The 19987-nt window shown below is 64.9% G+C and carries 17 protein-coding genes; 11 read left to right on the top strand and 6 right to left on the bottom strand.

Annotated features, from left to right (window positions below):
* Positions 1-7 precede the first annotated feature (7 nt).
* The 8 genes from DYI37_RS16460 to lpxB all read left to right on the top strand — a co-directional run bounded on the left by DYI37_RS16460 (position 8) and on the right by lpxB (position 9473).
* Positions 8-859 (top strand): phosphatidate cytidylyltransferase, encoded by an 852-nt coding sequence (locus DYI37_RS16460; protein WP_116684357.1) that lies wholly within the window; start codon positions 8-10, stop codon positions 857-859.
* Between the two features lie 200 nt (positions 860-1059).
* Positions 1060-2205, top strand: a complete 1146-nt coding sequence (rseP, locus tag DYI37_RS16455; protein WP_116684356.1) for an RIP metalloprotease RseP — start codon at positions 1060-1062, stop codon at positions 2203-2205.
* A gap of 191 nt (positions 2206-2396) precedes the next feature.
* Positions 2397-4871 carry an outer membrane protein assembly factor BamA gene (gene bamA / locus DYI37_RS16450; RefSeq protein WP_245413971.1) on the top strand — a complete coding sequence of 825 codons (2475 nt, stop codon included), beginning with the start codon at positions 2397-2399 and terminating at the stop codon, positions 4869-4871.
* Positions 4872-5063: 192 nt separating this feature from the next.
* Positions 5064-6125 (top strand): UDP-3-O-(3-hydroxymyristoyl)glucosamine N-acyltransferase, encoded by a 1062-nt coding sequence (lpxD, locus tag DYI37_RS16445; RefSeq protein WP_116684354.1) that lies wholly within the window; start codon positions 5064-5066, stop codon positions 6123-6125.
* The gene (gene fabZ, locus DYI37_RS16440; protein WP_116684353.1) at positions 6118-6594 is read left to right on the top strand and encodes a 3-hydroxyacyl-ACP dehydratase FabZ; all 477 of its coding nucleotides are present in this window, start codon (positions 6118-6120) and stop codon (positions 6592-6594) included. The genes lpxD and fabZ overlap by 8 nt, the downstream gene beginning before the upstream one ends.
* Positions 6591-7412 carry an acyl-ACP--UDP-N-acetylglucosamine O-acyltransferase gene (gene lpxA, locus DYI37_RS16435; RefSeq protein ID WP_116684352.1) on the top strand — a complete coding sequence of 274 codons (822 nt, stop codon included), beginning with the start codon at positions 6591-6593 and terminating at the stop codon, positions 7410-7412. Before fabZ ends, lpxA begins: the two co-directional genes overlap by 4 nt.
* Position 7413: 1 nt before the next feature.
* Positions 7414-8310, top strand: a complete 897-nt coding sequence (locus tag DYI37_RS16430; protein ID WP_116684351.1) for an LpxI family protein — start codon at positions 7414-7416, stop codon at positions 8308-8310.
* A complete protein-coding gene (gene lpxB / locus DYI37_RS16425) occupies positions 8307-9473 on the top strand; it encodes a lipid-A-disaccharide synthase (RefSeq protein WP_116684350.1) in 1167 nt (388 codons plus the stop codon). The genes DYI37_RS16430 and lpxB overlap by 4 nt, the downstream gene beginning before the upstream one ends.
* A gap of 66 nt (positions 9474-9539) precedes the next feature.
* On the opposite strand, the gene DYI37_RS16420 is transcribed toward lpxB, so the two are convergent.
* The 3 genes from DYI37_RS16420 to DYI37_RS16410 form a co-directional block, all read right to left on the bottom strand.
* A complete protein-coding gene (locus DYI37_RS16420; RefSeq protein ID WP_116684349.1) occupies positions 9540-10136 on the bottom strand; it encodes a glutathione S-transferase family protein in 597 nt (198 codons plus the stop codon).
* A gap of 72 nt (positions 10137-10208) precedes the next feature.
* On the bottom strand, positions 10209-10754 hold the full coding sequence (locus tag DYI37_RS16415) for a hypothetical protein (RefSeq protein WP_199520184.1): 546 nt from the start codon (positions 10752-10754) through the stop codon (positions 10209-10211).
* A 71-nt stretch (positions 10755-10825) separates the two neighbouring features.
* Positions 10826-11671 (bottom strand): 23S rRNA (adenine(2030)-N(6))-methyltransferase RlmJ, encoded by an 846-nt coding sequence (locus DYI37_RS16410; RefSeq protein WP_116684348.1) that lies wholly within the window; start codon positions 11669-11671, stop codon positions 10826-10828.
* A gap of 177 nt (positions 11672-11848) precedes the next feature.
* Here DYI37_RS16410 and DYI37_RS16405 point away from each other — a divergent pair, with 177 nt between their 5' ends.
* The 3 genes from DYI37_RS16405 (at position 11849) to DYI37_RS16395 (ending at position 17516) form a co-directional block, all read left to right on the top strand.
* Complete coding sequence (locus tag DYI37_RS16405) at positions 11849-12958, top strand: alkene reductase (RefSeq protein ID WP_116684347.1); 1110 nt, start codon at positions 11849-11851, stop codon at positions 12956-12958.
* A 206-nt stretch (positions 12959-13164) separates the two neighbouring features.
* Positions 13165-15333 carry a DUF1217 domain-containing protein gene (locus DYI37_RS16400; protein ID WP_158555194.1) on the top strand — a complete coding sequence of 723 codons (2169 nt, stop codon included), beginning with the start codon at positions 13165-13167 and terminating at the stop codon, positions 15331-15333.
* A 77-nt stretch (positions 15334-15410) separates the two neighbouring features.
* Positions 15411-17516 (top strand): molybdopterin oxidoreductase family protein, encoded by a 2106-nt coding sequence (locus DYI37_RS16395; protein ID WP_116684345.1) that lies wholly within the window; start codon positions 15411-15413, stop codon positions 17514-17516.
* An 18-nt stretch (positions 17517-17534) separates the two neighbouring features.
* On the opposite strand, the gene DYI37_RS16390 is transcribed toward DYI37_RS16395, so the two are convergent.
* From DYI37_RS16390 to purM, 3 genes are all read right to left on the bottom strand, one after another.
* Complete coding sequence (locus DYI37_RS16390) at positions 17535-17858, bottom strand: YnfA family protein (RefSeq protein WP_116684344.1); 324 nt, start codon at positions 17856-17858, stop codon at positions 17535-17537.
* An 85-nt stretch (positions 17859-17943) separates the two neighbouring features.
* Positions 17944-18648: a phosphoribosylglycinamide formyltransferase gene (gene purN / locus DYI37_RS16385; protein WP_116684343.1), complete on the bottom strand. Its 705-nt coding sequence runs from the start codon at positions 18646-18648 to the stop codon at positions 17944-17946.
* Complete coding sequence (purM, locus tag DYI37_RS16380; RefSeq protein ID WP_116684342.1) at positions 18645-19706, bottom strand: phosphoribosylformylglycinamidine cyclo-ligase; 1062 nt, start codon at positions 19704-19706, stop codon at positions 18645-18647. Before purM ends, purN begins: the two co-directional genes overlap by 4 nt.
* Positions 19707-19987 lie beyond the last annotated feature (281 nt).

Raw genomic sequence — 19987 nt, 5'->3', positions numbered from 1 at the left:
TAAGCCGATGGATGTCTGGAACCGCCTCAAGGCGATCAAAACCTGGGGCGATCTGAAGTCGCGAGTTCTGTCGGCGATCCTTCTGATCGTGCTGGTGGTTCTTCTGACGATCGTCGGCGGATTCCCCTTCCGCATCCTGTGCGCGGCCATCGGCGTCATCGTCTTCGACGAATGGTCGCGCATGACGCGCTCCTCGCGGCGCGCCGGGCCCATCCATCTCTTCGCCAAGCGCTGCCTCTATCTGACGCTTCTGTTCTTCGTCTTCGGCTTCAACGGGCTCGCGCTCGTCGTGCTTGGGGCAGGCATGGCCTTCATCGCCTTCGTCGACCGGTTCGAACGGCGCGCCTACTGGACCCTTGCGGGCCTCTTCTACTCGGCCCTTGCCTCCCTGCCGCTCGGCTTCCTGCGCTCCGACGACTGGACCGGGCTCGTCGCGATCGGCTACGTGGCGATCGTCGTCTGGGCGAGCGACATCTTCGCCTATTTCACCGGTCGCAGTGTCGGCGGGCCGAAACTGATGCCGTCGGTCTCGCCCAACAAGACGATCTCGGGTGCCCTTGGCGGCCTCGTCGCAGGCGTCGCCTTCGCCGCGCTCTATCTCTCGATCTTCGCCCCCGGCTTCAGTTTCGGGCTCGTTCTCCTGGCCTCGGGTCTGTCCGTTCTCGGCCAGGCGGGCGACCTTTTCGAGTCCTGGCTGAAGCGGCGTTTCGGCGTGAAGGATTCGGGCCGCATGATCCCCGGCCATGGCGGCGTCATGGACCGGATCGACGCGCTCATCTTCGCTGTCGCCGCCGCATTCCTGGTCGGGGCCGCGAACGGCGACTTCGTCCACCCGGCCCAGGGCCTTCTGCCGAACTGAGATGCGAACCCTGCGTCATTGCGCGGGTTCGAGAGGCGCCCTAGAGCGCGTCTCCACGGCAACGGTCGCGATTTTTCGCGAGCGTCGGGTCCGGCGGCGCCATCATCGCGTCCAGCTTCACGTAGTATGGCTTGCGTAAGGCGCGGTCGTCGAGGCCATCACGAGCATCGACGAGGTCCGGGAATTGAGGGGAGTCGTCGATGGAAAGCGGACTGGGACTTGGCACACTCTGGAGCGGTGGTCTGGTCTACATTCTTCCGTTTCTTTTCGTACTCACCATCATCGTCTTCTTTCACGAGCTCGGCCATTATCTGGTCGCCCGCTGGTGCGGCATTCGCTCTCTCGCCTTCTCGGTCGGCTTCGGACCCGAAATCGTCGGCTTCGACGACAGGCGCGGCACGCGCTGGAAGCTCTCGGCAATCCCCCTCGGCGGCTACGTCAAGTTTCTCGGCGACGAGAACGCCGCCTCGGTACCCGATCGTGGCGCCGTCGACGCGATGAGCGAGGCGGAGCGGCGCGAGGCCTTCCCGTCCGCCTCCGTGGGACGCCGGGCCGCGACGGTCGCGGCCGGTCCGATCGCGAACTTCATTCTCGCCATCGTCATCTTCGCAGGCGTCGCCTTCTTTCAGGGACGGACCGTCGCCGATCCGGTCGTCGCGGACGTCGTCGCCGATTCGCCGGCAGCGGCAGCCGGCTTTGCACCGGGCGATCGCATCGTTTCGATGGACGGTCAGGACGTCACCTATTTTTCCGATCTCCAGAACTACGTCATGGCCCATGGCGAACACCCGATCACGGTGGTCGTCGACAGGGGCGGGCGCACCGTCGATCTCGAGGTGACCCCGCGCATCGAGGCGCGGGACGACGGCTTCGGCAAGACGATCAACCTTCCGGTCATCGGCCTCGTCGCCGACGGCCAGACCTCGTCCTTCCGCACGGAGGAACTCGGCCCCGTGGAGGCCCTGAGCTACGGTGTCGAGCAGACATGGTTCGTCACCGCCCGGACGGTTGATTTCATCGGTCAGGTGATCACGGGACGCCAGAGCGCCGACCAGATCGGCGGGCCGATCCGGATCGCCCAGGTTTCCGGCGAGGTCTCGGGATTCGGCCTCGGCGCGCTCCTCAATCTCGCAGCGCTGCTCTCGGTCTCGATCGGGCTTCTCAATCTCCTGCCGATTCCCATGCTCGACGGCGGTCATCTCCTGTTCTACGCCTTCGAAGCGATCCGTGGCCGGCCCCTGAGCGAGAACCTGCAGGAGGTCGGCTTCCGTATCGGCCTCGCCCTCGTCATGATGCTGATGGTCTTCGCCTTCTGGAACGACCTGTCGGGTCTGGCTGGAGCGTAAGGCCCGGTCATGCGGCGTTTGCGATCCATTAACCATGGCCAGACGGCACGTGACGTCGAAGCAACGCCATTTCCAAAACGTCAACGGACTAAGTCCACCTTGCTTGCATGGGGCACCGAAGTGGATACAAAAGGCCCGACGTTCGGGCACGAGGCGCACTCGTCAGAGACTGGAAGGTATGTGAGCCTATGATGGCTGGAGAAAAAATCCTGCGAGCCTCGCTTTCGACCGCGAGCTCGACGGCAGTCCTCGCCCTCGCGATCGTCGGCATGCAGGCTGCCTCGATGGCGAGCGCGGAAGCGGCGGTGGTCAACCGAATCGATGTTCGCGGAAATTCGCGGGTCGAGGATGCTACGATCCGCAGCTTCAGCCAGGTGCAGACCGGAACGAATCTCTCCGAGGCCGACCAGGACGCCGTCCTTCAGCGACTGTTCTCCACAGGTCTCTTCTCCGACGTGCGCGTGAGCCAGTCGGGCGGCACGCTGATCATCGACGTCGACGAGAACGCGATCGTCAATCAGGTGCTGTTCCAGGGCAATTCGAAGCTGAAGGACGAGCAGCTCAACCAGGCGGTCCGGACCTCGCCGAGCGGTGCCTATTCCCGCGCGCAGGTCGATGCCGACGTCGCGGCGATCCGCGAGGCCTATACCAATATCGGCCGCAGCGATGCCGTCGTGAACGCGCAGGTCCAGCAGATCGGCCAGGGCCGCGTCAACGTCATCTACAACATCCAGGAAGGCGATCGCACGAAGATCGCCCAGATCAGCTTCGTCGGGAACAACGCCTTCGGCGACTCGCGCCTGAAGCAGGTGATGGCCCTTCGCGAAAGCGGCCTTCTGAGCTTCATCCAGCGCAACGACATCTATTCGGAGGAACGCCTCCGCATGGACGAGGAGGCGCTTCGCAAGTTCTACTACAATCGCGGCTTCGCCGATTTCCGCATCATCTCCTCGACCGCCCAGCTCGATCCGAACGAGAACACCTACTTCGTGACCATCACGGTGGACGAGGGCGAGCGCTACACCTTCGGTAATATCGTCGTCGACTCGACCATTCCCGGCGTCGACACCGAGTCGCTCTACAGCGAGCTCGAGACCCAGACGGGCGAAGTCTACAGCGCCGAGGATGTCGAGGAGTCCCTCGTCAACCTGACCGACCGTCTCGCCGGTTCCGGCTTCGCCTTCGCCCAGGTGACGCCGCGCGGCAATCGCGATTTCGCAAGCCGCACCATCGGCGTCGACTACGTCATCGACCAGGGGCCGCGCGCCTATGTCGAGCGGCTCGAGATCCGCGGTAACACGAAAACGCGCGACTACGTGATCCGCCGCGAATTCGACGTCTCCGAGGGCGACGCCTTCAATCAGGTGCTCGTGCAGAGGGCCAAGCAGCGGCTCGAAAACCTCGGCTATTTCGAGACCGTCAACGTGTCTACCGCTCCGGGCAACGAGCCCGACCGGGTCATCGTCATCGTCGACGTGGTCGAGAAGGCCACGGGCGAGCTCTCGCTCGGCGGCGGCTACACGACGGGCGGCGATTCGGAAGGGCCGGTCGCAGAGATCGGCGTGACCGAGCGCAACTTCCTCGGCCGCGGCCAGTTCATCAAGGTCTCGGCCGGCTTCGGAACGGACTCGCGCAATTACAGCCTGTCCTTCACCGAACCCTATTTCCTCGGTCAGCGTCTGGCCGTCGGCTTCGATCTCTACCGTTCGGAGACGACTGCGGGAGATTACGACACCCTGCGCACCGGCGGCGACGTTCGCGTTGCGGCGCCGATCACGGAAAACATCACCGCGCAGGTCGCCTACAACTACAAGGAAGAAGAGTTCGGCGACAATGTCGGCCTCGATCTCTTCAACCCGGTGACGGGCGAGCGCTTCCGCGATGCCGCTGGCAACGCTATCCGTAGCACGTGCGGGGACCCCAACCCGGCGCTCTATCGTCAGACCTTCAACGGGAGCGTCCTCGACGCCAACGGCGCTGCCGCGACGGCTCCGAACTTCACCAACTCGCCGATCATCAACCAGGCGATCTGCGACAGTCCGTATTCGACCTCCTCGATCTCCTACGCGCTCGTCTACAACACGCTGGACAATGCCGAGCAGCCGCGTGACGGCCTCTTCCTCCAGGCCGGACAGGAATATGCCGGCCTCGGCGGCGATGCGGAATTCGTCAAGACGACCGGCAAGGCCAGCGCGTTCACCCTTCTCAACGAAGAATACGACGTGATCGGATCGGTCTCCGGCACGGCCGGTCACGTGGCGGCTCTCGGCGACGATCTCCGGGTCTTCGACAACTTCTTCAAGGGCAAGGACCTCGTCCGCGGCTTCGAATCGAAGGGTATCGGCCCGCGCCAGAACGGCGTTTCGATCGGTGGCACCCAGTATGCGGGCGCACAGGCCGAAGCGACGTTCCCCCTGCCTGCGGTCTCTCGCGATCTCGGCTTCCGCGGTGCGGTCTTCGCCGATGCGGGCACGCTCTGGGGCTCCGATTTCGGCGGTGCGCCGAACGTCGTCGGCACGGATGCCGCGCTCCGCGCCTCGATCGGCGTCGGCCTCATCTGGGACTCGCCCTTCGGTCCGCTCCGCGTGAACTATGCAGAGCCGCTGGCCAAGGAGAGCTACGACGAGACGGAAGCCTTCTCGTTCGGCTTCTCGTCCCGCTTCTGATCCGGGTCAGGACTTCGATGTCCGAATGCGGCCGTTTCGCTTGGCGAAGCGGCCGCATTCGTCTAAAGCACTGACCGAATGTTCGGAATGCAGGGCGACAGAGGTGTTCGCGAACCCTCCTCGCCGGCGCGCCGTTTCCCACCAATGCCGCGCGGCAAGGCCGGGCGAAGAGCCGATAGAACGGGGAGCGCCATGGCAGCGGCCGTCTTCTTCCCACGCGGCGACGGCCGCACGATCGCAGAGCTTGCCGAAGCGCTTGGGATCGAGGTCCGGAACGCACCGCAGACGGGGCGCCGGATCACGGGGATCGCCTCGCTCGACGAAGCCGGTCCCGACGATTTGACCTTCTTCGACAATGTCCGATATGCCGACCAGCTCGAGACGACGCGCGCGGGCTGCGTGATCCTGGCGACGCGCTACGCGTCTAAACCGGTGCCGGAAGGATGCGCGGCGCTGGTCGCAAAACGGGCGGATCTCGCCTTCGCGCAGGCCGGCCGCATGCTCTACCCTTCGGCGCTCGAACCTGTCCCCGTAAGCGGCCGTCAGGCGATTTCTGAGAAGGCCTCCATCGATCCGAGCGCACGGCTTGAAGACGGCGTCACGATCGAGCCCTTCGCCGTCGTCGGACCGGGTGTCGAGATCGGATCGGGGACGCTGATCGCAGCCAACGCGACCATCGGCGCCGGCTGCCGGATTGGCCGCGACTGCCGGATCGGCGCGAACGTTTCCCTGTCCCATGCGCTTCTCGGCAATCGCGTGATCCTCCATCCCGGGGTTAGATGCGGCCAGGATGGCTTCGGTTACGTCGCCGGGCCGACCGGCCTCATGAAGACCGTGCAGATCGGGCGCGTGGTGATCCAGGACGATGTCGAGATTGGCGCGAATACGACGATCGACCGCGGGGCCAATCGCGATACCGTGGTCGGCGAGGGGACGAAAATCGACAATCTGGTCCAGATCGGCCACAACGTCGTCATCGGGCGCTCCTGCGTGATCGTCGGCCAGGTCGGCATTTCTGGAAGCGCCGTTCTCGAAGACGGCGTGATGATCGGCGGACAGAGCGGCGTCAAAGGACACGTCACCATCGGTCGGGGCGCGCAGATCGCGGCGGTGTCGACCGTCCAGGGCGATGTTCCGCCGGGTGCCCGATGGGGCGGCATGCCGGCCAAACCGGTGAAGGATTGGTTCCGCGAGATGACGACGCTCGCGGAACTTGCGAGAAAGAGACGGTCTGCAGGAAAGAGCGATGAGTGACGTGCCGCAGGCGCTGGAGAGCGCTGATATCTTCAAGATCATGCAGCTTTTGCCGCATCGTTATCCGTTCCTGATGGTGGATCGCATCATCGAGATCGATGGGGATCGCTCGGCGATCGGCATCAAGAACGTGACGGCCAACGAGCCGCATTTCATGGGCCACTTCCCGGGCAATCCGGTGATGCCGGGTGTCCTCATCATCGAGGGCATGGCCCAGACGGCGGGTGCGATCTGCGCCCACAACAAGGGCGAGGACTCGCCTTCGGTCGTCTATTTCATGACCATCGACAATGCGAAGTTCCGCAAGCCGGTGCTTCCCGGCGACCGTCTGGAATATCACGTGGTTCAGGCCAAACGCCGCGGCAATATCTGGAAGTTCGACTGCGTGGCGAAGGTCGACGGCGGCAAGGTCGCCGAGGCGACGGTCAGCGCGATGCTGGTGCCGCCGGAAGAGGCCGTGAAGGCATGAGCGCGGCCGAGCGAACCGAGACCGTCATCCATCCCACATCGGTGATCGAGGATGGCGCGGAGATCGGCGAGGGCTGCGAGATCGGGCCGTTCTGCCATATCGGGCCGCAGGTGCGGCTCGGTGCGGGGTCCCGCCTGCGCTCCCACGTGGTCCTCTGGGGCAATACGGTCATCGGCGAGAATGCCGGCATCTGGCCCTTCGCCTCCATCGGCCACGCGCCCCAGCATCTGAAATATCGCGGCGAGGATACGCGGCTGATCATCGGCCGCAATGCCCTCATCCGCGAACATGTGACGATGAATCCCGGGACGATCCAGGGCCATTCGGAAACTGTCGTCGGAGACAATTGCGCCTTCTTCACCGGCGCCCACGTCGCCCATGACTGCATCGTCGGCAACAATGTCACGCTTATCAACAACGTGATGCTGGCGGGCCACTGCACGGTCGGCGACTTCGCGACGATCGCGGGCGGCTCGGGCATCCACCAGTTCACCCGCATCGGCCATCACGCCTATATCGGCGGCATCGCGGCCGTGGAAGGCGACGTCATCCCCTTCGGCATGGTCCTCGGCAACCGGGCCTATCTGTCGGGGCTGAACGTCATCGGCATGAAGCGGGCGGGCTTCAACCGCGAGGCGGTGCGCAATGTGCGCCGCGCCTATCGCATGCTGTTCTCCTTCGATCAGACCTTCCGGGAAAATCTCGACGAGGTGACGCAGGAGTTCCCCGACGATCCGCTGGTCAACGATCTCCTCGGCTTCATCCGCTCGGGCGGCGATCGCTCCCTGTGCACGCCGAGACATACGCCGCACGCCTGATATGCCGGCACCAGAGCCCGATCTGCCGCCGGGGGGCGAACGCCTCGGCATCGTCGCCGGCGGCGGCTCGCTGCCGGTGGTGGTCGCGCAGGCCGCGCGCGAGCGCGGGATGGTGCCCATCGTCGCGCGCTTTGCCGACGGCATCTCGAACGAGGCGATCACTGATCTCTCGCGGGCCTTTCCCTGGGGGCGGACCGGCGATGCCATCGACTGGCTTTATGCTGAGGGCGCGCGCAAGCTGGTCTTCTGTGGGACGATCTCGAGCCGGCCCGATTTCCGCTCGGTCATTCCGTCCCTCAGGACATTGCGCATCCTGCCCAAGGCCCTCTCCATCGTGCGCGGCGGCGACGACGTCATGTTGCGCAATCTCAGCCGCTATCTGGAGACCCGGGGGTTCGAACTGCTTGCCGTGCAGGAGATCGCGCCGCGCCTCATCGCGCCCGCCGGAGTCCTGTCGGCCCGACCGCCGAGGCCGCGCGAGATGCTGGCTCTCGCGAAAGCCCACCGCGCGGCGACCGCTCTCGGCGTCCTCGACGCGGGACAGGCGGCGGTTGCCTCCCATGAGCGGATCATCGCCCTCGAAGGGATCGAAGGCACGCGCGACATGATGCGGCGGGTTGCGGAGTTTCGAAAGGCGAAGCGGATCGGGCGCACCGAGAGCCCCGTTCTGGTCAAGGCCGTGAAGCCCGATCAGGATCGGCGCTTCGATCTGCCGAGCATCGGCATCCAGACCATCGAGGAGGCGATCGCGGCCGGCATCTCGGCCATCGGCGTCTCGGCTGGCGAGAGCCTGATCCTCGGCATCGACGACGTTCTGGATGCGGTCAACGAGGCGGGGATCTGCCTGATGGGCCTGAGCCGGGACGAGATGGACCTTCGCGGAGACGTCCAGTCATGACGAAGATCGCCTTCATCACCGGCGAGCCGTCGGGAGACCGGATCGGGGCCGACCTGATCCGGCATCTCAAGATCCGGCTCGGCGATGATCTCGAACTCTTCGGGCTCGGAGGGGAGGCGATGCGGGCCGAGGGGTTGGACAGCCTCTTCGACATCGACGAATTGTCGATCATCGGGGTGGGGGCGATCCTCGCCCGTCTTCCCCAGCTGATGCGCCGGGTCTCCTCGACGGCGAAGGCGGTCATCGAGGCGGAGCCCGATCTCCTCGTCGTCATCGACAGTCCGACCTTCTCCCACCGGATCGCGAAACGGTTGCGGGCGGCGCGGCCGCATATCCCGATCGTGAACTACGTTCCGCCCACCGTCTGGGCGTGGCGCGAGGGGCGCGCGGCGAAGATGCGTCCCTATATCGACCACGCGATCTGCACGTTCCCATTCGAACCGGCGGTCTATGAACGACTGAACGGCCCGCCCGCGACCTATGTGGGCCATCCGATCGTGAAGGAGCCGCATCTGCGCCCGCTTCTCGCCCGTGATCTGAAGGAGAAGCCGGCCTCGCCGCCGGAGCTTCTCATTCTTCCCGGGTCACGGCGCGGCGAAATCAGCCGGCTGCTGTCCGATTTCGGTGCGACGTTCGAGCGGCTGCGGGAGATGGAACCGGGGCTCGAGGCGACCATTGCGACGCTTCCCCGCCACCGCGCACGTATCGAGACGGAGGTCGCGATCTGGCGCCATCGTCCCGCGATCGTCACCGGCGAGGCGGAGAAGTGGGCGGCCTTCGCGCGCGCCGATGCCGCGCTCGCGGCCTCCGGCACCGTATCGCTGGAACTCGCTCTGGCCGGGGTGCCGATGGCGCTCGCCTACAAGCTCGATGCGGTCGGCTACCGCTTCCGGCATCTGGTCACGGCCTGGACCACGGCGCTGCCGAACTTCATCGTCGGCCATCCGCTCGTCGCCGAGCATTTTCACGAGACGGTGCGCCCGGAACATCTCGCCCGGCGTATCCAGCGCCTCATCACCGATACGCCCGAGCGCCGCGCTCAGATCGAGGGCTTCCGCACGATTCGTGAACGCATGGCGATCGACCGCTCGCCGGGCGAGGCTGCGGCGGAGATCATCGTCGAGGTGATGGGTGAGCGCGCCGAAAGCCGGCTTGCCGATTGAAGCATCGGACCGGAGGCCGATCCGGCTTTCAGGTCCGGTTTTCCGAGCGTTCGAAAGCGCGCGACCTCAGAGATGCGGCTTGACGTCCTTCAGCCGGGGATGGCCGTCGAAGAAGCGATCGCGCCATTCCGCGAGGCGTGGGTGTTCGCGTTCGGCCTTGCCGGCAAAGCGCAGCTCCATCCAGCCGAGAAGGGCGGCGAGGGCACAATGGGCGAGGGTGGGCTGGGCGCCGAGTTCGTCGAGATGCCGGTCCAGCCAGTCGAGCCCGCGATCGGCCTTCGCCATCTGGCGACCCACCCATCCAGAATGGCGCTTCTCCTCGGGACGATAGCGCTCCTCGTAGAGGCACAGAATGAGGGCGTCCATCACTCCGCTCGCCGCCGCCTCGAAGGTGCGCGTCTGCGCGAACCCTTCGAGCGTCTGAGGGAGCAGCGCGTTCCCCGTGATCCGATCGAGAAGCTCGCAGATCACGGTGCTGTCAAAGACGGGGGTTCCGGTCTCAGTGACGAGAACCGGGATCTTGCCGAGGGGGTTGAGCGAGAGCAGCGCGTCCGGCTGGGCGTTGACGTCGATCACCTCGAAATCGAGTTCGAGATCGCAGACGAGCGCTGCCATCCGCACCTTGGCGACGAAGGGCGAGGCCGTCGATCCGATGAGACGCATGGGGTGATCTCCGGTCTGATGCGGGCAATGGGAAAGGCGGAAAGAGAGCTGCCGCCGGGGGCGGGCCTGCGCCTATTTCGAGACGTAGCCGTAACCGGTCCGTGCCTCGGGCGGGAAGCGCCGCAGGGACTGGCAGTTCGCACCGTAGACATGCCACTCGTCGAGGCCGAGTATGCAGCCTTCCGCCCGCCATGCTTGCGCGGGATTGGCGCTTCCCATGAAACCGAGGAAGCTTCCGGCGGCGGCGTAACCCATCGGATATTCGATGATGTAATAGACGGTTCGGCGCTGGTGATCGGAGAGCAGGGCCTCACCCTGGCACCAGCGTCGCTCGATCGGCTGAGGGGACGGGATGCCGTCGGCCAGGATCTGCGGCTGATAGGCCTTTTCCTGCAGACTGGAGAATTCCAGGATTTCGAGCCTGCTTTCGAGGACGCGCGGAGCCCCGTATTCGAACTGGTCCTCGACCTGCGCCAGGACCCGCGGATCGTAGCAGGACGGAACCAGCGCCTGCATGGCCGGTGCCTGGCGCATCTGCAGATCGGCGGCATTCGCGGGCGAGAACGGGATGCCGGCGACGATCGCGGTGAGCAGAAGTCCCGAAAGGAGGTGGCGCATCGAGGGAACCTGTTCGTTGGATCGTTCGAGAGACATAGGGAACGATAGCACGCAGGACCTTTCGGGCGAGACTAGGCGGCGCCGCGCGGGAGCGTAAATGCGCGACCTGTTGCCGACTTGTCTCGCCGCAGGGCGGGAAGCATGAGATCGAGGATCGTCTGCGCCTCCTCCCTAAAGGTGTAGGGAGGGTTGATGACGGCGAGCCCCGTTCCGATCAGGCGGTCCTCGCGCGGGTCCGGTTTCAGGAACCGCGCTTCCGCGCTCATCGCTTCCTGCGGGGCGATATGGGCGAGGCCCTCCAGGAGCCGGTCCACCATCGCCTGCCTCTTGATCGGATACCAGACGGCGAAGACGCCGCCGCGCCAGCGCGCCACCGCCTTCTCCAGGCCTGAGAGAATGTCCTCCACCTCGCTCGTCTTTTCGAAGGGCGGATCGATGAGGACGAGGCCCCGCTTCTCCTTGGGCGGAAGATGGGCCCCGAGGGCGAGCCAGGCATCGAGATGGATCGCCTTCACCTGAACGTCGCCGGCAAAGAGTGCGCGCAGCGCCTCGCTGTCTTCCGGGTGGAGTTCGTAGGCCGAAAGCCTGTCGCCCGGCCGCAGGCAGCGCCGCGCGATGAGCGGCGAGCCGGGATAGAAGCCCTCGGCCAGATCCTCCTCGACGGCGGCGAAGTAGTCCTCGAGCAGAGGTTCGGCGCGCAGATCGGCATTCTGTGCGATCCGCAGGATGCCGTCCGCGGCCTCGCCGGTCTTGTTCGCTTCCTCACCCTTCAGATTGTAGCGGCCGCGACCTGCATGGGTGTCGAACACGCGGAACGCTTTGTCCTTGCGCTTCAGATAGGCGATGAGGCGGGTGAGAAGCGCGTGTTTCACGACGTCGGAGAAGTTGCCGGCGTGATAAGCGTGGCGGTAGTTCAAGCTGTCTCTCGTCGAGTTTCGATCTGCAGGAAGGGCGATGACCGTTCGCGCCTTTTGTTCCCTTGTCGGCGTAACGGCAACGGATCGTTCAGGCCACTACTCCTTCGGCGCTTTCATCCCACATCATGGCGGAAAGCGGTGTTTGCACTGCACAACACATGGCAATGAAGGTTCATTATGGCTGACGAAAAGCTCTTCGAAGCATTCGATCTCGGGCCGGTCAAGCTGGCCAATCGGGTGATCATGGCGCCGCTCACGCGCTCGCGCGCCGATGACAGCGACACCCCGAAGGACATGCATGTCGAATATTACCGCCAGCGCGCCAGCGCCGGGCTGATCATCTCCGAGGCGACGCAGATCTCGAACGAGGGCAAGGGCTATGCCTGGACGCCCGGCATCTATTCGGACGAGCAGGTCGCGGCCTGGGAGAAGGTGACGGACGCCGTCCATGCCGAGGGCGGCAAGATTACCATGCAGCTCTGGCATGTCGGACGCATCTCGCATCCCGACCTTCAGGACGGCGGCCGGCTTCCCGTCTCCGCCTCGGCGGTCAAGCCCGACCAGCAGGCCTTCACCGAAGACGGGTTCAAGGACATCCCGACGCCGCGCGCCCTTGAGACGGACGAATTGCCTCGCGTGGTCGAGGACTATGTAAAGGCTGCCGAGAACGCCAAGAAGGCGGGCTTCGATGGCGTGGAAGTCCACTCGGCGAATGGCTATCTGCTCGACCAGTTCCTGCAGGACGGCACCAACAAGCGCGAGGACGAGTTCGGCGGCTCGATCGAAAACCGCATGCGCTTCCCGCTTCAGGTGATCGATGCGGTGGTTAAGGTCTGGGGCGCGGACCGCGTCGGCGTCCGCATCTCGCCGGAGAGCGGCGCGAACGACATTTCCGAAAGCAATCCGAAGGAGCTCTTCCTCGCCTATGCCCGCGAGCTCGGCAAGCGCAAGCTCGCTTATCTCCACGTGGTCGAAGGCAAGATCTGGAGCGATCGCGACGATCAGACGGTGACGAGTGCGGACCTGAAGGAAGCCTTCGGCGGCGTGTTCATGGGCAATAACGAATACGACCGAGAGGCGGCGATCGAGCGCGTGGCGAGCGGCAAGGTGGATCTCGTCTGCTTCGGCCGGCCCTTCATCGCCAATCCCGATCTCGTCGAACGCCTGAAGATCGATGCGCCGCTCAACGAGCCGGACAAGGACACGTTCTACGGCGGCGGCAAGGAGGGTTATACAGATTACCCGTTCCTTTCGGAAGACGAGCGCGCCAAGGCGAAGGCGGCCTGATCCGATCCTTCGTTCCGTAAGGTCGGGTGGGGCGCGACAGTCCTGCCTTGAACCTTCAGAGAAAGGGCATGCCGGATATCTTCGGCGTGCCCTTTTCGATTCCTTGCTTTTTGCGCGGCGCGTCAAGGTTGGGTTCGGATTTCCAGTCTAAGGTGTTCGGGAGTCCGGCCGCCTTCGGTCCGGAAAGAGCCGTTCGGAACGAAGCCATGCTGTCGACCCTTCAGACGTTCCAGTTCTATACCCGCGACACCAGCCGGATCATGGACCAGATCAAGTCCGATCCGATGAACAAGCGGGACATGGAATACTATCGAGAGAACATCTCGAAGGTGAAGTCCGTCGACGAGTTCATGTCGGACTATCGGCTCTATTCCTACGCCATGACGGCCTTCGGTCTGGCGGAACAGGTCGAGTCGCGCGGGCTCATCCGAAAGGTGCTCGAAAGCGACATCGATCAGCCCTTGAGCCTCGTGAACAAGATCGGCGACGATCGCTACCGCGAGCTTTACAAGGCCTTCAACTTCACCGGAAAGACCACCGAGCCCGCCGCCCAGTCGGCCTCCCAGATCGATCGGATCACCGAGGCCTATTCCGAATATCGCGTGGTCGCCTCCAACAGCGCCCGGCAGAAGCTCGACGCCTATGCCACCGGCATCGCCAGCGTGAAGTCGGTCGACGAGTTCCTCCAGTCGAGCGCCGTCTTCGACGTGGCGATGGCAGCCGTTGGCATCGACCCAGCCTATGCGTCGAAATCCTTCATCCGGGACGTCTTCACCTCGAACGTGGCCGACGAGGCCGCCGCCAGGGGCGACAACCGGTTCGTCGAACTGAAGGCGATGTTCAACTTCCAGCCGGACGGGACCGCTGCGCCCGGCGGCGTGCAGTCGAAGCTCGAGATGAACGAGACGATGCGGCGCTATTACGACGAGAAGAACCTTCTCTCGAGCCCCGCCTCGGCCATGAACGATATCGAATACTGGCGGATGAAGATGCCTTCCGTGCGTTCGGTGGACCAGTTCGTCCAGGACCCCCGCCTTCTCGATGTCGCGCTGAGATCGGTGGGCCTCGACGCCGGAATCCAGTCTTCCGAGTTCGTCGGCAATATCCTGCGAAGCGATCCGGACGATCCGGACAGTGCCCTGAACCAGATGGCGGACACGACCGAAACCGATCGCCTGATCAAGAGCCAGTACAGGGAATTGCGCGCGCTCTTCGACTTCCGGTCCGACGGCTCTCTCGCCGCCGGGATGGCGAGCGCGATCGATCCGGCGAACGAGACGTCGATGTTCGACGAGTATCTGAAGCTCAATGCCAGCCGGTCCGCCTCCTCCGACCGCGTGGCGACCTCGCTCTACAAGATCGGCGTCGTGAACATCGAGACGGTCTCGCAGTTCATGCGCAACAAGAACGTCTACGATTACGCGCTGAAGGCCTACGGGATCGATCCCGCGACGGCGTCCAGAACCGAGATCATGAACGTCCTGCGCAGCGATCCGGGCGATCCGAAATCCTACGCGGTCAAGAGCGGAGATCCGCGCTTCGTCGCCCTTGCCGCCGCCTTCAACTTCGACGAAAGCGGGAAGATCGCGGACAAGCGGACCGCGCAGAACGACAAGGCGTTCAGCGATACGATCGATCGATATGCCAAGAGTGTCGCCGAGGAGCCGAGCGCGCTGCAGAAGCAGGTCATCGAGAAGACGACCAATGCTTATCGCGAAGCAATCGCCGACGTGATCTCGGTCAAGGACTTCGTCTCGAGCAAGGTCATCGTCGACTACGTGACGGCCGCCTTCGACCTGAAGGACCTGAAACTCACGCCGAGCAAGCTCTCCGAAGTGCTGACCAGCGATCTGGACGATCCGAACAGCCTGATCAACCGGATGGACGACAAGCGTCTGCGCGAGTTGCGCAACGCCTTCCAGTTCAACAGCTTCGGCGGGATCGACCGGGCCGACGGCGGCGTGCAGTCGAAGGCGGATCGCATCATGGTGGAGGACTTCTTCCTGCGCCAGAAATACGAGGAGCAGGCGGGAGCCGAAAGCGAGGGCGCGCGTCTCGCCCTCTACTTCAAGCGCAGCGCCGAAAACATCAAGACCGCCTTCGACGTGCTCGCCGAGCCCGCGCTCCTGAAGGTGATCCAGACGGCGGTGGGTCTGCCTGCCGAATCCGGGCAGGCCGATCTCGAGGCCCAGGCGCGGATGATCGAGAAGCGGGTCGATTTCGAGAGCTTCAAGGATCCCGAGGCCTTGTCGCGGTTCATCAACCGGTTCGTCGCCCTGTGGGATTCCCAGAACGGCGGTGGCGCAGGCGGCTTCGATGCCGCCGCGATCATCCTCGGCGGCGGTGGCGGCGACGGCTCTCTCGGCATCTTCTGACCATAACCCGTCGCGGACGTAAGCGAGCGGACGAATGCGTATGGGAATATGCGTCCTCCAGGCGTAGACTCGGCGCCATGAACAAGCCGCTCGCCTCCGCCATCGGGCATTCCGCCTGCCCGCACGATTGTCCCTCGACCTGCGCCCTCGATGTCGAGATCGGCGCCGATGGCCGGATCGGCCGCGTGCGCGGTGCTGCGGACAATGATTACACCGCCGGCGTCATCTGCGCGAAGGTCGCGCGTTATGCCGAGCGGCTCTACCATCCCGATCGCCTGACGAGGCCGCTCCAGCGCATCGGGGAAAAGGGGGCGGGCGAGTGGCGCGAGATCGACTGGACCGACGCCCTCGATGTCGTCGCCGAGCGGTTTCTAGCCGCCGAACAGCGCTATGGGTCCGAAACGGTCTGGCCCTATTTCTATGCCGGCACGATGGGGCTCATCCAGCGCGACGGCATCAAGCGGCTGACCCATGCCAAGCGCTATTCCAACCAGTTCTCCACGATCTGCACCAATATGGCCTGGACCGGCTGGATGATGGGGGCGGGAGCCCTGCGCGGCGCCGATCCGCGCGAGATCTCGGTATCGGACTGCGTCGTCCTCTGGGGCACCAATGCGGTCGCGACGCAGGTCAACGTCATGACCCATGCGGCCAAGGCGCGGAAGACGCGCGGGGCGAAGATCGTGGTCGTCGACATCTACGACAACGCCACGATGGCTCAGGCCGACCTTGCGCTGAAGTTGCGGCCGGGAACCGATGCGGCGCTCGCCTGCGCGCTGATGCATATTGCCTTCAGGGACGGGACGGCGGACCGCGCCTATCTGGAGCGCTTCACCGACGACCCGGCCGGTCTCGAGGCCCATCTGGCGACCCGTGGCCCCGAATGGGCGGCCGGCATCACCGGGCTTGCCGCCGAGGAGATCGAGGCCTTCGCCGCGCTCATCGGGCGAACGAAGAAGACTTTCTTCCGGCTCGGCTACGGCTTCACCCGCCAGCGTAACGGCACGGCCGCGATGCATGCGGCCCTCAGCGTTCCGGCGGTCTACGGCCACTGGCAATACGAGGGCGGCGGCGCCTTCCATTCAAATAGCGGCATCTTCGGGATCGATGCCAGCACCTCCACCGGCGAGGCGCTGCGCGACCCTTCCGTGCGCCATCTCGACCAGAGCCGGCTCGGTGCGATCCTGGAAGGCGATCGGAACGCGCTCGCGGGTGGCCCCCCGGTCACGGCGATGCTCGTCCAGAATACCAATCCCGCCAATGTCTGCCCCGACCAGAGACGCGTCGTGCGGGGCCTCAAGCGCGAGGATCTCTTCGTCGCGGTGCACGAGCAGTTCATGACCGATACCGCCGCGCTCGCCGATATCGTTCTGCCGGCGACGATGTTCGTCGAGCATGACGATATCTATCGCGGCGGCGGCCAGAGCCACATCCTCCTCGGGCCGAAGCTGGTGGAGCCGCCCCTGACGGTTCGCACGAACCACTTCGTGGTGGAGGAACTGGCGAAGCGCCTCGGCGTCGCGAACCGGCCGGGCTTCGGACGCAGGGAGCGGGATCTGATCGACGATCTCCTTGCCCGCTCGGGGCTCGAGCGGGACACGGCGGATCTCGAGGCCGAGCGCTGGATCGACAAGGCGGTCGCCTTTAAGGACGCGCACTTCCTCAACGGTTTCGGCTTTGCCGACGGAAAGTTCCGCTTCCGGCCCGACTGGACGGGGACGCCGGCGCCGAACCGGCCGCCCGAGAGCATCGGCGCTCTCGGCCGTCACGAAGCGTTGCCGGCCTTCCCGGACCATGTGGAACTGACCGAGCCTGTGGACGCGGCCCATCCCTACAAGCTCGCCACATCGCCTGCCCGGCAGTTCCTCAATTCCTCCTTCGCCGAGACGAAGGGCTCACGCTCGCGCGAGGGCGCGCCGGTGTTGATGCTTCATCCGGAAGATGCCGCCCGCGAGGGTCTGTCGGAGGGCGCGATCGTGCGGATTGGCAACGGGCGCGGAGAGGTGCGCCTGCCCGTGACGGTGACGGACAAGGTCAAGCCCGGCGTCCTCGTCCATGAGGGGCTCTGGGCCAATTCCGACTTCCTCGACGGGGAGGGCATCAACGTCCTGACCGGGGCCGATGCGGTCGCGCCCTATGGCGGCGCAGCGTTTCACGACACGGCGGTCTGGCTGCGGAGTTGACGGCACCGGCCCTTGCGCTCAGCCGGTTCGCGGCGCGAAGAGAATGACGGCGGCCCCCGTGAGGCAGATCGCGGTTCCCGCAAGGTCCCAGCGATCCGGCCGCGTGCCTTCGACAAGCCAGAGCCAGCCGATCGAAGCAAGGATGTAGACGCCCCCATAGGCCGCATAGACACGGCCGGCACGCTCTGCCTCCACATAGGTGAGGAGCACGGCGAAGAGGCAGAGCGAGGCGATCGACGGAACGAGCCAGAACACCGATTTGCCGAGCCGCAGCCAGGCCCAGAAGCCGAAGCAGCCGGCGATTTCGGCGATGGCCGCGCCGAGATAGGCAAAGGCGGTCAAGGGGTGTCGGCTTTGACGATCACCCTGTTCGGGACGCGGGAGACGATCGCTCCATGGCCGCGCCGGATAGGATCCGGATCGCCCGTCATGCGCGCCGTGCTTCCGGAGAAACAAGGATCGCCGGTCCGTCCGAAAGCCGGGTTGGATCGTCGTCCGGCGTCGCAGCCGGCATCGAGATCGCGACGCGACCGTTCGTCAGCCGAGCGCGTCCGCGCAGGAGCATTTCCAACGCATGCGGATAGAGGCGGTGTTCGGCCCGCAGCAGGCGCTCGGCGAGTGTCTCGGCTGTGTCATCCGGCTGAACGCCGATCGCCGCCTGGGCGATGATCGGGCCTTCGTCCATCCCTTCGGTCACGAAATGCACCGTGCAGCCATGCACGCGCATGCCCGCATTGAGGGCGCGCTTATGGGTGTCGAGGCCCGGAAACAGCGGCAGGAGCGAGGGATGGATGTTGATCATCCGGCCCGAGAAGTGCCGCACGAAATCCGGGGTGAGAAGGCGCATATAGCCGGCGAGGCAGACGATCTCCGCGCCGAGCCCTTCGAGCTCGGCCTTGACCGCTTCGTCATGCTCCTCGCGGCTGGCGAAGTCGCGGTGGTCGACGATCCGGGTCGGGATGTCGTAGCGCGCGGCGGTCTCGATCCCCTTCGCGTCGGGCCGGTTCGAGATGACGCCGACGATCCGCCCGGGGAAGCTCGGATTCATGCAGGCTGCGACGAGGGCGCTCATGTTCGAGCCGCGGCCCGAAATCAGGATCGCGACCCGGCGTCTCGTCTCCGCACTGCTCATAGAGAGAGTTCGCCGTTGAAGGTGACGCGCTCGCCCTTGTTCTGAAGGACGCGCCCTAGGAGAACCACCTCCTCGCCGGCCGACTGGAGAATCGCACCGACCGAAGCGGCCTCGTCCTCGGCGACGACGAGAGCCATGCCGATGCCGCAATTGAAGGTGCGCAGCATTTCCGCCGCCTCTAGCCTGCCTTCGCGGGCGAGCCAACCGAAGACCGCAGGCACCGGAACCGACTGAAGATCGATATCGGCGCGAAGCTGGTCCGGCAGGGCGCGGGGAATGTTCTCGACGAAGCCGCCGCCGGTGATATGCGCCATGGCCTTGATGGCGTGCGTCTTCGAAAAGACGTCGAGCAGCTGTTTCACATAGATGCGCGTCGGCTCGAGAAGCGCCTCGCCCAGCGTCGTCGTCTCGTCGAAGGGCGCCTTGTCGCCATAGCCTGCTCCCGAGCGCTCCACGATCCGGCGAACCAGCGAATAGCCGTTGGAGTGGACGCCGGACGATTTCAGCCCGAGGATGACGTCGCCTGTCGCGATATCCTTTGCCGGAAGCAGCCGGTCGCGTTCCACCGCGCCGACGCAGAAGCCGGCGAGATCGTAGTCGTCGCCCGCATAGAGGCCCGGCATTTCCGCAGTTTCTCCGCCGATCAGCGCGCATCCGGCCTGCCTGCAGCCCTCGGCTATTCCCTTGACGATGGCCTCGCCATGGGCGGGATCGAGCTTTCCTGTCGCGAAATAATCGAGGAAGAAGAGGGGTTCGGCCCCTTGCACCACGAGATCGTTGACGCACATGGCCACGAGATCGATGCCGATGGTGTCGTGGCGTCCGGCATCGATCGCGACGCGGAGTTTGGTGCCGACACCGTCATTGGCCGCGACCAGCAGCGGGTCCGTCATGCCCAGGGCCTTCAGGTCGAACAGGCCGCCGAAGCCGCCGATCTCTCCATCCGCACCCGGGCGACGGGTCGAGCGGACATGGGGCTTGATCCGCTCCACGAGTTCGTTTCCGGCGTCGATGTCGACGCCTGCATCGCGATAGGTGAGGGGTGTCTGGTCGGCCATCGTCGTCTTCCTCGTTTGCGCCGTGAGTGCCACGGATCGGACGAAATGGGCAAGTCGTTTGAAGGCTCTCAAAGCCGTCCGTCCGGCCGATCCGTGAGAGCGGGCCAATTGGGAGGGCGGTGAAGGACGCTCGATGGAGCCTGCACCGGAGCCTTGGAGTGGGTTGAAGAAGCGGGTCCGGGACCTCGATTTCCTGCCGGCATATCGGATGATCGCAAAACCGGGTCCACTTTTCGGTCCGATGCTCTAGAAGGATCAAGTACGGCCGCGCCCTCGCGACA

Origin of the sequence: Fulvimarina endophytica (genome assembly GCF_003403015.1) — a bacterium.
In the GTDB taxonomy this organism is placed as follows: domain Bacteria; phylum Pseudomonadota; class Alphaproteobacteria; order Rhizobiales; family Rhizobiaceae; genus Fulvimarina; species Fulvimarina endophytica.
Note: the sequence above shows the minus strand (reverse complement) of the source record. Positions and strands in the feature narration are given on the sequence as shown.

Coding starts and splice junctions, on each gene's coding strand:
- DYI37_RS16460 (WP_116684357.1), top strand. CDS start 8: ATGGATGTCTGGAACCGCCTCAAGGCGATCAAAACCTGGGGCGATCTG.
- rseP (WP_116684356.1), top strand. CDS start 1,060: ATGGAAAGCGGACTGGGACTTGGCACACTCTGGAGCGGTGGTCTGGTC.
- bamA (WP_245413971.1), top strand. CDS start 2,397: ATGGCTGGAGAAAAAATCCTGCGAGCCTCGCTTTCGACCGCGAGCTCG.
- lpxD (WP_116684354.1), top strand. CDS start 5,064: ATGGCAGCGGCCGTCTTCTTCCCACGCGGCGACGGCCGCACGATCGCA.
- fabZ (WP_116684353.1), top strand. CDS start 6,118: ATGAGTGACGTGCCGCAGGCGCTGGAGAGCGCTGATATCTTCAAGATC.
- lpxA (WP_116684352.1), top strand. CDS start 6,591: ATGAGCGCGGCCGAGCGAACCGAGACCGTCATCCATCCCACATCGGTG.
- DYI37_RS16430 (WP_116684351.1), top strand. CDS start 7,414: ATGCCGGCACCAGAGCCCGATCTGCCGCCGGGGGGCGAACGCCTCGGC.
- lpxB (WP_116684350.1), top strand. CDS start 8,307: ATGACGAAGATCGCCTTCATCACCGGCGAGCCGTCGGGAGACCGGATC.
- DYI37_RS16420 (WP_116684349.1), bottom strand. CDS start 10,136: ATGCGTCTCATCGGATCGACGGCCTCGCCCTTCGTCGCCAAGGTGCGG.
- DYI37_RS16415 (WP_199520184.1), bottom strand. CDS start 10,754: ATGCGCCACCTCCTTTCGGGACTTCTGCTCACCGCGATCGTCGCCGGC.
- DYI37_RS16405 (WP_116684347.1), top strand. CDS start 11,849: ATGGCTGACGAAAAGCTCTTCGAAGCATTCGATCTCGGGCCGGTCAAG.
- DYI37_RS16400 (WP_158555194.1), top strand. CDS start 13,165: ATGCTGTCGACCCTTCAGACGTTCCAGTTCTATACCCGCGACACCAGC.
- DYI37_RS16395 (WP_116684345.1), top strand. CDS start 15,411: ATGAACAAGCCGCTCGCCTCCGCCATCGGGCATTCCGCCTGCCCGCAC.
- purN (WP_116684343.1), bottom strand. CDS start 18,648: ATGAGCAGTGCGGAGACGAGACGCCGGGTCGCGATCCTGATTTCGGGC.
- purM (WP_116684342.1), bottom strand. CDS start 19,706: ATGGCCGACCAGACACCCCTCACCTATCGCGATGCAGGCGTCGACATC.